At 60.8% G+C, this 14239-nt stretch carries 8 protein-coding genes and 1 pseudogene; 6 read left to right on the top strand and 3 right to left on the bottom strand.

Features of this window, described 5'->3' with window-relative positions:
- Positions 1–48 precede the first annotated feature (48 nt).
- Positions 49–1047, bottom strand: coding sequence for a nucleotidyltransferase family protein (locus ACN9MO_RS23045; protein WP_113133826.1), 999 nt, complete (start codon positions 1045–1047; stop codon positions 49–51).
- Positions 1047–2207 carry a PqqD family peptide modification chaperone gene (locus ACN9MO_RS23040; RefSeq protein WP_113133840.1) on the bottom strand — a complete coding sequence of 387 codons (1161 nt, stop codon included), beginning with the start codon at positions 2205–2207 and terminating at the stop codon, positions 1047–1049. The genes ACN9MO_RS23045 and ACN9MO_RS23040 overlap by 1 nt, the downstream gene beginning before the upstream one ends.
- A gap of 485 nt (positions 2208–2692) precedes the next feature.
- Between ACN9MO_RS23040 and nusG the strand changes: the two genes are divergently transcribed.
- The 5 genes and pseudogenes from nusG to ACN9MO_RS23015 all read left to right on the top strand — a co-directional run.
- Positions 2693–3241 carry a transcription termination/antitermination NusG family protein gene (gene nusG / locus ACN9MO_RS23035; protein ID WP_082615850.1) on the top strand — a complete coding sequence of 183 codons (549 nt, stop codon included), beginning with the start codon at positions 2693–2695 and terminating at the stop codon, positions 3239–3241.
- A gap of 243 nt (positions 3242–3484) precedes the next feature.
- Positions 3485–5095, top strand: a complete 1611-nt coding sequence (locus ACN9MO_RS23030; protein ID WP_057251176.1) for a hypothetical protein — start codon at positions 3485–3487, stop codon at positions 5093–5095.
- 1065 nt (positions 5096–6160) lie between these two features.
- Complete coding sequence (locus ACN9MO_RS23025) at positions 6161–7912, top strand: type I secretion system permease/ATPase (RefSeq protein ID WP_309239092.1); 1752 nt, start codon at positions 6161–6163, stop codon at positions 7910–7912.
- Between the two features lie 28 nt (positions 7913–7940).
- Positions 7941–9254: an HlyD family type I secretion periplasmic adaptor subunit gene (locus tag ACN9MO_RS23020; RefSeq protein ID WP_057251175.1), complete on the top strand. Its 1314-nt coding sequence runs from the start codon at positions 7941–7943 to the stop codon at positions 9252–9254.
- Positions 9255–9351: 97 nt separating this feature from the next.
- Positions 9352–9711, top strand: a pseudogene (locus tag ACN9MO_RS23015) (transposase); the annotation flags it as partial.
- Positions 9712–9825: 114 nt separating this feature from the next.
- Here the strand turns inward: ACN9MO_RS23015 and glmS are convergent.
- Positions 9826–11649 (bottom strand): glutamine--fructose-6-phosphate transaminase (isomerizing), encoded by a 1824-nt coding sequence (glmS, locus tag ACN9MO_RS23010; RefSeq protein WP_057251173.1) that lies wholly within the window; start codon positions 11647–11649, stop codon positions 9826–9828.
- Between the two features lie 884 nt (positions 11650–12533).
- Between glmS and ACN9MO_RS23005 the strand changes: the two genes are divergently transcribed.
- On the top strand, positions 12534–13970 hold the full coding sequence (locus tag ACN9MO_RS23005) for a M10 family metallopeptidase C-terminal domain-containing protein (protein WP_162733749.1): 1437 nt from the start codon (positions 12534–12536) through the stop codon (positions 13968–13970).
- The last annotated feature ends 269 nt before the right edge of the window (positions 13971–14239 follow it).

The following is a 14239-nucleotide window of genomic DNA, read 5'->3' as shown; positions in this document are numbered from 1 at the left end:
GTATACATCCTGTCCGTGTAGGAACCATCCAGACCTTAGATTTGATCCCTAAATCTTTGAGCGTAGCCCCTTATTCGAAAGGATGAGGCCTGCGCGACGCACCAGTTCGATCGGGTTGCGACGCGCCAGCTCAAGGGAACGTGTGAGCCGGCTGAGGCCCCATGCCAGGTTGCCGGCGAGGCGTAGCGGAGCGCCGGAGACAGGATGCCTGACCGTATAGATGCGCCTCCAGTGCTGGAGGCGGGGCATCGGGCGCCCTGCGGCGTCTGCCGGAATCTTCGTCCCAAAGAAATGGTGCAAGGTCAGCAGTTGGGTGTCGAGCGCATTCCGGGTGGTTTTGTTTGGCATTGCCGTGCGCAGCGCCGCCCAATCCAACTGTTCGCTTTCGGCGAGTTGTGCCAGATCGTGCAGGTGCCGCAGATCGATTCTTCCGCGCCAGTAATCTCCTTCCTTGAGGAGGTCATGCATGATCCAGTGCATTGCGCGGGCCTCAAGGGAAGGAATCTTCACCCGAAGGCCATCCCGTTGGACGGGCTGGGGGCATCCGAATCCGTCCGGCCGATACCGCCGGAGTTCCAGGATGCCCGCATCCTGCGGACGCGCCATGCCACGAACGTCCGGCACCTCACGATAGCCAAGCTCTTCGAGGCAGGCCTTGGCGGCAGCCTCCTCGCCCGCTTCCACGGCGATATCGAGATCGCTCGTCATCCTGCTGGGCAACCGGCCGGGCGGGGAAACAAAGAGCGGAACGGCTCCCTTGAGCAGAATCGGAACGATCCCTCGGCTGTTGAACGCGGCGACGGTCTCGATCAACTGTGCCCTCAAGCTCAGGTTCCGGTTCCGATTGCAGTCATCGATAAAGGCAAGATAATCGCGCACGTCGCCTGGCAGCCGCTCGATCTGGCCCGATTGGGCGAGCGAGGAGAATAGGGCGGGCGTGAGCAGCGTGTGGTTCGCCAGTGCGATCAAGGCTTGCCAGTCGACATCGGCGACGAGGTGCCCCTGAAGGCCGGAGACCAGGGCGTCAAGAGCGGTGTCGGCACGCATCACCGGCAAGCTCCCCGGATCAATTCCAACGCATCTTCCAGCGAGGAATAGGTGAGGGAGCAGGTCCTGGCCGATCCAATAACCTGTGTCAGCATTTCGAAGGCGGTGCTGCCGAGATCTCGGCCGGGCGCAAACGCACCGTTGAGCAAGCCGCGCAACGCACCGACCGCATCGACCGGATCCAGACTGGGACGGGAGCCGCGGTCGCGGTTAAGCAGGATCACCCAGCCTATGGCTCGGGGGGCCTGCGACACCGGCGAAAAGTGTTTCGGCACGATGTAGCGCACTCGCTTGCCATCGGGGCGCCTGAAGATCGGTGCTGCAGCGAGCTCGGGATAGTATCCGGCAAGAAGAGGCCATGCGCCGGGCTTGACGCCGGCGGCGAAGGGAAGTCCGATGCCAAGCCCGCCGCAGTTCAAAAGGGTCACATCGTCCGAGACGAAGCCGAAGCCCGATTGGGCCAGGGCCAATGTCAGCGTCGTCTTGCCTGCACCGGGATCGCCGCAGAGCAGGATCAGGCGTTCGCCTGAGGAGAGGGCGGCTGCGTGGAGTGCAAGTTCATAGATGCCATGCTCGAGCGCTTCGGACAGCAATTCCCCCTTCAGCACGGTGGGGATCTCCTCGGGGGAGCAGGTCCGAAGCCAGTCACTATTCCGGAACACGTGGATCCGATCCCCGTGCTCGACCAGTTCCAGGAGAGTGTCGGTGGCCTCCGGCTGGACTTCGAGGTGCCTGAAGACGGTGATTGCCGGAAAGGCATGGGTCGCTGGATAGACAATCCGGATGCGACGGTCCGCCACGGCCAGCGTTTGGACCACATGCTTGTGAAGCGAAGCGGAGGCCGATGGTGCGTGTGGCCGGATCAGGCCCAGGCGCTCCCAATCCCTTAGCGCGGTTTGAACGTATTCTTTCGCATCGAGGGCATCAACGTGACCGCGCATGATCCTGCGCGGGATAGCATCCGGTGAAGCGCCTTCCTGCAACGAGCGCCAGATGTCGGCGGCCGTGTCGTTAAGGGCGAAGATGGCGCGCTGGGTTGGGCTGAACAGGATGTTCTGCCCACGGATGCGCACGAGCCGGGCCTGGGTCACGAGGCCCGCCGCCACGCCATCAGGGGAAACTTGCACGACAGCTGCTTCATTCGCTTCTAGTAAGGTCATCGTCGTGGCCTCCTCCGTGCCTTCCCGCGTCATAATTGCCGACCGCACCCCGTGTCTTCACTCTGCCGGCAGCCGCGCCAGAGGGGCAAAAATCATGGTGCACCCCAACTCGGCCTCACAAAGCCGGTAATCCGCTTGAGAAATAGCACATTTGAAAGTCTGTAATCAGCGGGCCGATCCGTCTAATCCGTCGTAAGCTCGCTCCACTACGGTGGTATGCGCCTGCGCCTTTTTGCAGGGTTGATCGGCAAAAAGTATCTATCTGCTAATCACTTGCTCCCAGCCTGTTACGCTCTAGTGCTGATGGCACGCAGGTCCGCGAACCTGATACATTCTCGGGTGGCTGGCGCCTCGGTGTGCAATGTTCATGGATGTTCGCGACAACGGGTGGCGGAACATGGATGGTTCACGGGCATGAGCGCGGCCATGCAAAATTGTTGATTTAATTTGCTTGTGGCGGCCCATCTGCATTCAGAGGGTTGAGTATGCTAAAAATGGAAAGTTCGGTAGCGGAACCGCTGGACAGCCAGGATGCGCGTAGTGCACGTTGGTATGTGGTTCAGACGCACCAGCACTGCGAAGTCCTGGCCGAACGACACCTGTCGTCTCAAAACTTCCGAACCTATTTGCCGAAAAGACGGCGAACTGTCCGGCATGCGCGCAAAATCAGACCGGTTTGTTCCGCATATTTTGAAGGTTACCTGTTCGTATCATTCGATATTCGCGAGCAAAGGTGGTCGCCAATCAATTCCACCGTGGGCGTTCGCAAGCTCGTCATGACAGATTGCGCGCCGATTCCGGTTCCATTCGGCGTCATTGAGACCCTCCTGTCAGCAACCGATGACGAGGGGTTCCTGCACCCGAAGAGTCTTTTGGAGCCAGGGCAGAAGATACGGGTCACGAATGGGCCATTTGCGGACCAGCTTGGTACTTTGGATTATGTTGGACGGTCTGGAGCAGTAAGAATACTTATTGATGTTATGAATAGATCCGTTCCTATGTATATTGATAGAGATCAATTGCTTATAACATGAATGTTAATGTAGAGTATTGTTCTTGTTTGGTATAGTTTCTATTGGTGTGGGGGCGCAGTCACACGACTCACCCTAAGTGCGGCAGCTTGCGAAGAAATCCGCAGTAGACGTCCCCTTGGCAAAATGGCCACACATGCGCTTCATGCAGAGATCGCGAAGCGAAGCCCGCCCGGACAAGCACATTACCGTCACTCCTTCGAACACGGCGCGCGCCATGGTCGGCAAGCGGCCCGGGAGCACGATATGAACCCACATCAGGTAATCGCTGGGCGCCGGAATCTGACCGTGGATGCGGCGGACAAGCAGAATGACGTACCAGGCATGGACCTAGCTGGCTCGGACGCAATCGCGCCGTTGCACGCAGCCGATACGGCTGCCGCGTTTCCAGTGGCGGCAACCTTGTTTCGCGCCCTGGATGAGGCAGGGGTGAGATACGGGATTATCCAGGATCTCGCGAGCCTGCCTGAGGCGGTCGCCGGCTGCGACGATCTGGATGTGCTCCTCGATAAGCAGGACTACCCGATGTTCTGTTCGATAATGGCTGAGTTGCATGGTCGCCGCGGGGTAAGCCTCTCTTGCTACGACAATGTTTGCGCCGGCAGAGAGGATTGGTTCGTTGCCGATTTTTCATGCGGTGCCTATCTCCATCTCGACCTCCACGTCGGAATTCGTGTCGGCTGGGAGTTTCGCAAGCGCTACCTGGCTTTCGATCATGCGGCGGTCGGGCGGTGGGAGCATGTATTCGTTGGGGGGATTTCCATCCCCGTCGTCTCCCCTGAGGACGAGGTTCGGATATCGATCGCCCGCTTCGCGTTCCGTCTGTGGACGCTTCCGTGGAAACGTTGGGTGGCGATACGTGGCAGTCGCAAGGAGCAACTTGCGCGCCTGTCCCCCGCCCCCGGCGAACCGAATTCCTACATCATTGAATACAAATTTGGCCGTGGCAGAAGCGTCAGCTGCAGGATTCGGCCGAGCGAGGACGGTATTCTGGTGCACAGCGGCGACCTTGCAAGACTGAGGCTTTCGCTCCGGCAGAGATGCGGCTTCTCGAGAGCCAGCGGTATCGCGGATGCTGCGGTTCATTTCGTGCGCAAGGCCTCCTATCTCGCCCTGAGGCTCGCAGGTCGCGTCATGCCCGGCGCCGTACCGCCAAAACGGTGGCCCTGGGCCGGTGGGGTCGTGGTGGCGCTCGTCGCTCCGGACGGACTGGGAAAGAGCACGCAGGTCAGCCTGCTGACACGGATATTTCGATGGAAGTTCGGCTGCGCCCAGGTTTATGTCGGCACCGGCGAGGGAAGAGGATGGCGGTTGCGCAAGGGGCTGCAGCGCCTGGCTTTTTACCGCCGGCGCGAGCTCAAGGCGATGATCCGGACCGAGGGCCGGGAAAGCCGCGCAATGGGAAGGATACTATCGGTCGGTTTGGCGCTCTGGGGAGTTCTGATCGCAATCGAACGGTACGCCGTTGTGAACCGTGCGCATCGATGGGCAATGCGCGGCATGATCGTTATCAGCGACCGCTGGCCACAGAAGCTTCGGCACGGATATCTGGACGGGCCGATGATACCGCCAAATCTCTCATCCGCGCCTGGCGTGGGCATGCTGGCGCGGCTTGAAAAGAAGCTATACGAGCGGATGGATTCTTGCAGGCCGCATCTGACGCTGCATCTCGTCTCCGATTATTCGGTTTCCGAGGCGCGAAAGCCCGGAGAAATTACCAGGGAGGGGTTCGACGCGCGGCTGGCACTCATGGCCGAACTGCGGGCCTTGGACAACGACATCAGGACCATCGACGCCAGCGCCAGCGCTGAGAGTGTCAAGCGGGAGCTTTTCAAGGAGATCTGGTTGTCCTTGTAGAAGGCTTCGCCGCTTCGCAAAGACGCCTCATGAGATGCAGCGCGCGCGCTCATCGATCTAGCCTTTTCAGGGACGAAAATGATCCCCTGCAAAGCCGGGCTGCAGCGCATTCTTGAAATCCGGACCTTCCTTTTTCGACCCGCGGGCTCCCGGTCGAGGCGTCGTCTCAGGCACACAGGTTAGTGGAGGTATTCGCAAATGAAGATCGTGCATGTGTTGACCCGACTGCTTCGCGGCGGTTCCGAGGAGAATACTTTGGCGTGTTGCAGCGCGCAGGTAAGGCGCGGCCATGCAGCAGGTCTGAGGTCTATTCGAACGTCCTCTTCGCGCTCTTTGTCGAAATACTTGCTGCTTTGATGGGCGATCATTTCGATGCCACCGATCCGGTCCAAATTTTCATGCGCGATGCCCGCAAAAGACAAGGGAGATAAACAGGTGCGGCGAATCGCCCGGCTCGGCACGGGCGTGGGCTTTGTCTTGCTGCTGTTTGGATTTGCCTGGTTCGTCCAATCGCGGTTTCTTGATCTTCTCGTTGCAGTCAAGGCGCTGTCGGAGCCCTTGGGGATCTATCTTCCCGACGGTGTCGAACCCGGGGGCGCGGAGCTCGGCATCTTGGATCTCATCCCTCCGGCTTTGACGATGTTTGTCGGAACCGCACTGGTGGTTCTGGCGGGCCATCTGCGCGCGGAGCCTCGCCTCGCAGAGCCCGGTGGATCGGCGCTGTTGCGAGCCGGATGGCGCCGGAAAAGGCCGCGCTATAGCCGTCGTCGACGCAGCCTCACAAAGTGGCAGACTGCCGGTATGGTTCTGATCTTCATCGCTCTCGCGCAGGTCGGACCTTTGGCTCTGCTGTTGCCTCATCAAATCGGCGATCCCGGCGGTAGCGCGCTTGCGGCCCTGACGGGGTACCTGCCCGATCCTTTGTTGTTTCAAGACCTGCAGAGCGCAGCGGACGGGCTCCCGTTCTGGCTGATGATCGGAAGTCTCGGCCTGTTGCTGTTATTCGGGCCGGCACGGCGGAAGCGGACGGGACCCTCGCCACAGCCATCGGCTGCTGCGCGGCCCATTTCCCTTGCCGGTAATCCGGCAGCGGGCTCGGAACTGGCCAGCGCGCTTGGCTCCTGCAAGGGAGCGCTCGCCGGTGTTGCGGCGTTCAGTGGCGTGAGCAACATCCTCATGCTGAACGGTGCGCTTTTTATGCTGCAGGTTTATGACCGCGTGTTGCCGAGCCGCAGCGTTCCGACGCTGGTCGGCCTGGCAATACTGGCCGGCATTCTCTTCGTCGGGCAGGCCATCATCGACCTCGTGCGTGGTCGCATCATGGCCCGCATCGGCACCGAACTGGACGAGGCGGTCTCCGGACGTGTTTTCACCGCGATAACCAGGCTGCCCCTCTTGGTCGGCTATCAGGGCGACGGGCTGCAGCCGCAGCGCGATATCGACAGCATCCGCTCCTTTCTCTCGGGGCCGGGACCCAATGCGTTCTTCGAACTGCCGTGGCTCCCCTTCTATCTGGCAATCATCTGGAGTTTCCATCCGGTTCTCGGGATAACCGCCATTTGCGGCGCAATCATACTGGTTCTCCTCACAGCGACCACCGAGATACTCACGCGCAGGCCAGCGAGCGCGGCGGTCTTGACGGGCGCCCGCCGCAATATCCTCGCCGAGGCGAGTCGCCGCAATGCGGAGGTCCTCGCGGCGATGGGGATGGGGAGGCGCCTCCATGACCAATGGCGGGACGCAAGTCGCCAGTGCCTCGCCCAGCAGCAGCGTGTCAGCGATGTCACGGGCGGCCTGGGTAGCGCTTCGCGCGCATTGCGGCTGATGCTGCAGTCCGCAATGCTAGGCGTAGGTGCCTGGCTCGTGATCCATGGCGAGGCGACCGCCGGGATCATCATTGCAGGTTCGATCCTGGTCGGCAGGGCGCTTGCCCCTATCGACCTTGCCATCTCCCATTGGCGCAATTTCGTGGGTGCACGCCAGAGCTGGCGCAGGCTCGGGCAACTGCTCGCCCGCCTGCCCCAGGACGTGCAGCCAATGGCGCTTCCGGCACCGAGATCGAGCTTGACCGTGGACCGGCTCGTGATCGGCGCGCCAGGGACGCAGCGGGTTGTTGTCCAGGGCATCGAGTTCAATCTGGATGCCGGCTCGGGGATCGGCGTCATAGGACCAAGCGGCTCCGGCAAGTCGAGCCTCGTTCGCGCGCTGGTCGGCGCATGGCGGCCCCTGGCGGGGCGGGTAAAGCTGGATGGCGCGGCGCTCGATCAGTGGCCATCGGAACAACTCGGCAGACACGTGGGCTATCTGCCCCAGGATGTCGAGCTTTTTGCGGGGACGGTGGCGGACAATATTGCCCGCTTCGACCCGTACCCGGACCCTGGCGTCGTCGTTGCCGCCGCCCGAGCGGCGGGCGTCCATGATCTGATCGTCAGCCTGCCCAACGGTTACGAGACCCAGATCGGGGAAGGCGGCGCCGCTTTGTCGGCGGGACAGCGTCAGCGTGTGGCGCTCGCGCGCGCGCTCCACGGGAACCCGTTCCTCGTTGTCCTCGACGAGCCGAATTCCAATCTCGACGTTGAAGGCGAAATGGCGCTTGCCGAGGCGATCCGGGGGGTCAAGGCCCGCGCCGGGATTGTCGTGATCGTGACGCATCGACCGAACATCCTCTCTGAGTTGGACTTCGTTCTGGCGATGAAGGAAGGACAGATGCACATGATCGGGCCGCGAGAACGGGTCCTGGCAAAACTCTTGCCATTGCAGCCGGCCAACAACGCCAACCCGAAGCCCGTTTCGATCTCGCCGAAACGGCCGAATTGACAGCGCTCGAGAAGAGGCAGGCGCAAAGATGGCAGATACTCGGTCGACGCACTGCAACCGGCGGTCCATTCGACGCAATCTCATGGGAGGGGTGACGTTCATCACCCTGCTCGCCGGCATCGTCGGCGGCTGGGCCGCAACCGTGGACATTTCGGGCGCGGTCATCGCGCATGGCGCGGTGGTCGTCGAGGATAATGAGAAGAAGGTGCAACACTCCACCGGAGGTATCGTCGGCGAGATCTTCGTGCGTGACGGCAACCACGTAAATGCCGGCGATGTTGTGGTCCGGCTTAGCGACGTTGTTCCCCGTGCCAATCTCGCGTTCGTGACCAAGAGCCTGGACGAGCTTTACGCCCGCAAATCCCGTCTCGAGGCCGAGCGCGATGGCGGCGAAGAGATGACGCTCGCTCCATTGCTTGCGAGCCGGATGGGCGTTCCCGAGGTGGCGGCGCTGGTTGCCGGCGAAAAGCGACTGTTCGAACTTCGCCGGATCGCGCGATCCGGCAACAAGGCACGACTTCACGAAAGGATGGAACAGTACCGCAAGCAGATCGAAGGCCATTCGGCCCAGGAAGTGGCCAAGGCTAGGGAGATCGAGCTGGTCAACAATGAGCTCGACGGGGTTCGCAGCCTCTTTGAACAGAAGCTGGTGCCGATATCCAAGCTGACGGCTTATGAACGCGAAGCTACGCGGATCGAAGGCGAACGAGCCCAGCTTGTTTCGAGCATTGCGCAGACAAAGGGAGCGATCGCGGAAGTGGAGCTCCAGGTCCTGCAACTGGATAAGGAATTCTCGAGCGAAACGGGACGCGAATTGCGCGAGGTCGACGCCAAGATAGCCGAGTTCGAGGAGCGAAACGTCACGGCCGAAGATCAGCTGGCGCGCATCAATATTCGTGCTCCTGCGAGCGGTACCGTTCATCAGTCGATTGTGCACACCGTCGGCGGTGTCATTGGTGCCGGGGAACCGATCATGCTGATTGTCCCTGATGCTGACGCCCTCACGGTCGAGGCAAAGGTGGCTCCGCAAGACATCGACCAGCTTCTGGTTGGCCAAGCAGCCCTGCTTCGGTTCACCGCCTTTAATCTGCGCAGCACGCCTGAGCTTATCGGAGTGGTCTCCAGGGTCGCCGCCGACATCACGCGGGATCAGCGCACCAACGAGAGTTATTACGTGGTGCGCATCACCCCGGTTCCGGAGGGATTGCAGAGACTCGGCCAGCTAGCGCTCGTTCCCGGCATGCCGGTCGAGGTTTTCATCCAGACCGGTGAGCGCAAGGTGCTCTCGTATCTGATGAAGCCGTTGACGGATCAGATGATGCGGGCTTTCCGGGACCAGTAGATTGAGCGGTTTGTCGCGCCGGATCCTGTTTCAGAAGTCATTTGAAGGAGGATTTTGCCAATGATGCCAACAAAGCTATCCCCTCGGCTCCGAAGCCTGTCGGCTGGTCTTTCTCGATGAAATCATCAAGACGAATATGGCGCCACTGCGGGGCTGGGCGCCGCGCGGCCGGCGGCTCGCTGCACCGGTCCCGCACGGCCACTGGAAAACCATGACCTTCATCGCTGCTTTGCGCAGCGACCGTATCGATGCGCCTTGGGTCGTCGACGGGCCGATCAACGGCGAGTTCTTCACCCTCTATGTCCAGAAAGTCCTCGTGCCCACGCTCGCCAAGGGCGACATCGTAATCCTCGACAATCTCGGCAGCCACAAGGGATAAGCCGTGCGCCGCGCCGTCAAGGAGGCACGCCTCTTCTTCCTGCCGCCCTACAGCCCGGACCTCAATCCCATCGGGCAGGTCAATCTTGGAGCGGCTGGATACGCATTGCACTGCGTGCCTGGTGGCATCGTATTCCATATGAGCGCGTCCGATAAGCAGCCCCGCCCACCGGCTCTCGGTCCTGCGCGAGAGCTATTCCACTGTGACGGATTTTGCCAGATTGCGCGGCTGATCAACGTCGGTGCCCATGTGCACGGCGGTATGATAGGCCAGCATTTGGATCGGCAGGGCGTAGATGATCGGCGCTATGATCTCCGGCATGTCGGGCAGGATGATCGTTTCCATCGTCTTCAGGCTTGCCTGCGTGGCCCCCTTCCGGTCGGTGATCAGAATGATCCTGCCGCCGCGGGCTGCGACCTCCTGCATGTTGGAGACAGTCTTCTCGAAAATCCGGTCATGCGGCGCGATGACGATGACAGGCATGGTTTCATCGACCAACGCGATGGGGCCGTGTTTCAGTTCGCCCGCGGCATAGCCTTCGCCATGGATATATGAAATCTCCTTGAGCTTGAGCGCGCCTTCCATGGCGAGCGGATAATTGGTGTCGCGCCCCAGATACAGCACATGCCGCACCTGCGTGAGTTCGCGCGCGACCTTCTCGATCTGCTCTCCGAGCTTGAGCACCTGGCTGGCGAAACGCGGCGCTTCCGACAACTGGCGGATGAGCCGCTTTTCGTTTTCCCCGCCGATGGTCCCCCGCACTGCGGCCGCACGTACCGCGAGCGCTGCAAGCACTGAAAGCTGGCAGGTAAAGGCCTTGGTCGAGGCGACGCCGATCTCCGGCCCGGCAAGCGTCGGGAAAATGCAGTCAGATTCGCGCGCGATCGTCGATTCACGGACATTGACGATTGCGCTGATCGGAATGCCGGCGCTGCGGCAATAGCGTAGCGATGCCAACGTGTCGGCAGTCTCGCCGGACTGCGAGATGAACAGGGCTGCACTCGACTTCGACAGCGGCATTTCCCGATAGCGGAACTCGGATGCGATATCGATATCGATCGGCAACCGCCCCAGGCGTTCGAACCAGTATTTCCCGATCAGGCCGGCAAGATAAGCGGTGCCGCAGGCCGAAACCGCCATACGGTCGAGCTTCGCGAAATCGAATGGCAGATCGACCGGCTTGGCCTTTCCCTGGGCGAAGTCGAGATAATGCGCAAGGGTATGCGAGATCACCTCCGGCTGTTCATGGATTTCCTTCTCCATGAAATGCCGGTAATTGCCCTTGTCGACCAGGAAGGAGGAGCCGATCGACCGCTGCCGCTTACGTTCGACCGGCGTGCCGCTGATGTCGAATATCTGCAAGCCGCCACGCTGCACGACAGCCCAGTCTCCATCCTCCAGATAGGTGATAGAATCGGTGAAGGGCGCGAGCGCGATGGCGTCGGAGCCCAGATACATCTCGCCTTCGCCGTGGCCCACCGCAAGCGGGGGCCCGTTGCGCGCCCCGATGATCAGATCCTCGTCTCCACGGAACATGATTGCCAGCGCGAAGGCGCCCTCGAGCCGCTTCAATGCATTGTGTGCGGCCCCGACCGGTTTCGTGCCGCGCGCCAGTTCGCGCGAGATCAGATGGGCGACAACTTCGGTATCGGTTTCCGAAGCGAATTCGAAACCATCTGCGATCAGTTCCGCGCGCAGTTCCGCGAAATTCTCGATGATGCCATTGTGTACAATCGCCACATCCCTAGAAAAATGCGGATGGGCATTGGTCTCGTTCGGGACGCCGTGCGTGGCCCAGCGCGTGTGCCCGATGCCGATCGTGCCGCCCAGTGGTTCGGCCTGCAACCGGCGCTCGAGGTTGACCAGTTTGCCTTCCGCACGTCGGCGGGCGAGCTGCCCGCCCTCAACAGTGGCGACACCGGCAGAATCGTAGCCGCGATATTCCAGCCGCTTGAGAGCGTCCACGATAAGTGGCGCAACGGGCGAGTGCCCGACAATCCCGACGATCCCGCACATTTTACTTGCCTTAAGCCTTCCATTGCTAGTTTTCGACGAACTCGGAAGCTGCGACCGACATACGAGGGGCAGCGATCATCCGCGGACCGCTGTGCGGTAGCAGGATCAAAACTGCACCAGCGGGGTCCACCAGAGCTGTCATTCCGACCCCGATGGCCAGTGCGAGCAACATCAACTCAGTCCTATGGCATTGTGTTCTCCTGGCCTGCACGCTTCAATTTGCCTTTAGGGCTATTGCCGCAGCCACATGGGTTACTTGACTTTCTGACCGCGGTCCGAGGCAAGTGGCACGGCCTTGGCGGGCCTGTTGTGCAAAACTGGAAGTGGCGCTGACGAACCTGGCTTCGCTGAAGCAGATCATCGAGGATGTCGACGCCGTGGAGACCAACGCATTTACCTTGAACGGATCGAGGCGCTCTCTTTCCGGATTGCCGGCTTGGAAAGGCGCTCAAGTCGGAGTGGGAAACACTCCGAGAACGCAGCCCAATTATTGATGTCCATGCCTGGAATGTGACCGATCACGGCGATGGTGATCGAGGCTTTCCCTATGGCGACATTCCGCAAAGGTGGAGAATTGTGGCCTGATTGGGGCTCGTGCCCAAACAGCGACGACGAGCGCTTCGCCGAATTGCCGACCGCTGCGCCGGTCGTGGATGCACCGCTGGCCAACGAACCGAAGGCGAACGTCGTGCACTATCATGCCTTTGCGCCGGACCCGGGACGTGCGACGTGCGTCATGATCCCGCGAGTGCCACCAAGGTGATCGGAAACGCCGCAGGTTCGCCATACTCCGCTAATATACGAACTGCGCGGCTGCAAATCACAGCCGTGTATTGCCTCCCCAATCACTCCTGGGGAAAGAGGGAAACTGGAGAACTTTCATCGTGACTACAATTACGCTGACCGGAGACTACGGCTCCACACCTTACAAGGCTTCGGGCCTTGCTGCGGGAACTCTGATCGATGCCGAGAATGCATCCTGGACACAAGACAACGATGGGAGCGACGGCAGCCCGTACCCCTTTATGGTCTACGACTCGCCGGGTGCGATACTTGATGGCGGCACGATCAACGGCAAAGTCGACATGACCGGTGATTGGCGTGACGTCTACAACGACGGCAACTCGGCTGGCGTCAGGACAGAGGGCACGCCAGATGTCGTGATCCGCGACTGGCATATCACGAATACGTGGGACGCTGTCCGCGTATCCTGGGACAGCCCTAACTTCCTCATCGAGGACGTCTGGGTCACCAACGCCCGCGACGACGCGGTCGAGAACGACCGACTCCAGACGGGCACTATCCGTGACAGCCTTTTTGACGGGGTGTTCGGTGGCATCAGCGTAGACCCATCGTCGTCAAGCCCTGTCGACGGTCATAACAACACTGTCACGCTGGATGGCGTGCTGATGCGGATGCAATCTTTCCTTTACGAGGGTGAGATGACGCACTCCTCGATGATCAAGACCGACTCTGCCACGGACGGCGAGCTCACACCGAACCTGCGCTTCATCAACACGGTCTTTGCCATCGAGGACGTTGAGCACCACAGCTACCGCAGCATGCAAGACGCTTGGAACAACACCGTCGAGTCCAAAGGCAACGTCTTCCTGAATCTGTCGGACAAACCGCTCCCGGACGACTACCCGATGCCTCCCGAAGGGTGGACGGTCCTGCAGGGCCAGGCGGCGCGCGACTATTGGCAGGAGGCCAAAACCGAGTGGATCGAGCGACACAGCGGTGAAGAAGGCACTACCCCCGATTCACCTGCCACCGAGCAGCCGGTAGCCGACCATCCGCCGGTAGCCGAACAGCCCCCGCTCGCTGCCGAGCCTGCTTCGTTCAGCGGCGTGAGCTTTAAGGGGGCCAGCGACGGTGAGACCATCATCGGCAACGAGCTGGACAACATCATCGACGCCGGCAATGGGAACGATGTCGTGAAAGGGTCCGCCGGAAACGATGTCATCAGGGGGAATGATGGCGTCGACAAGCTATGGGGCGGCAGCGGGAACGACACCTTCCTCATGGAGCGCCTCGGCGACTCGCGCGAGAACGGCGGCATCGACACGATCATGGATTTCGCCGCCGGCGACAAGATCAAACTGTCAGCAATCGACGCAAACAGGGAGCTGACGGGCGACCAGGCCTTCCATCTGATCCAGGGCGACTTCAGCGACGCTCCCGGCCAGCTTAAGGTGTCCTACGATGCCGGTTCCGACACAACCGTTGTGAGCGGGAACGTAGACACCGACGTTCAGGCTGAGTTCACGCTCTGGCTTCACGGCGAGGTCAACCTGACCTCGGGTGACCTCGTGCTCTAGACTCCCAGCCAATGGGGACGGTGGAACTTCTCCTCCAGATTCATTTGGTTTCTGGAGGAGAATACGCCGTTGCTGTGAGTGACTCCACGGCTAAACGCTCGAGTATCTGCGGCTAGCCTTCGCACGGGTGGCGAAGGTCAGGCAGGGGATTATGCGTGCCGCTGGCCGATTAGAAAACTAACCAAGCGCCAGTAGTGTTGAAGGCCCGCATCGCGGGCTCACACATGCAGTTGTTTGAGGGGACGGAAATGTCACAATCCGGTTTAGGA

The sequence above is a fragment of the Ensifer sp. R-19 genome (assembly GCF_049905105.1).
GTDB lineage: Bacteria > Pseudomonadota > Alphaproteobacteria > Rhizobiales > Rhizobiaceae > Ensifer.
This window is presented reverse-complemented; position numbering and strand designations above follow the sequence as displayed.

Coding starts and splice junctions, on each gene's coding strand:
- ACN9MO_RS23045 (WP_113133826.1), bottom strand. CDS start 1,047: ATGCGTGCCGACACCGCTCTTGACGCCCTGGTCTCCGGCCTTCAGGGG.
- ACN9MO_RS23020 (WP_057251175.1), top strand. CDS start 7,941: ATGGCAGATACTCGGTCGACGCACTGCAACCGGCGGTCCATTCGACGC.
- glmS (WP_057251173.1), bottom strand. CDS start 11,649: ATGTGCGGGATCGTCGGGATTGTCGGGCACTCGCCCGTTGCGCCACTT.
- ACN9MO_RS23030 (WP_057251176.1), top strand. CDS start 3,485: ATGAACCCACATCAGGTAATCGCTGGGCGCCGGAATCTGACCGTGGAT.
- ACN9MO_RS23040 (WP_113133840.1), bottom strand. CDS start 2,207: ATGACCTTACTAGAAGCGAATGAAGCAGCTGTCGTGCAAGTTTCCCCT.
- nusG (WP_082615850.1), top strand. CDS start 2,693: ATGCTAAAAATGGAAAGTTCGGTAGCGGAACCGCTGGACAGCCAGGAT.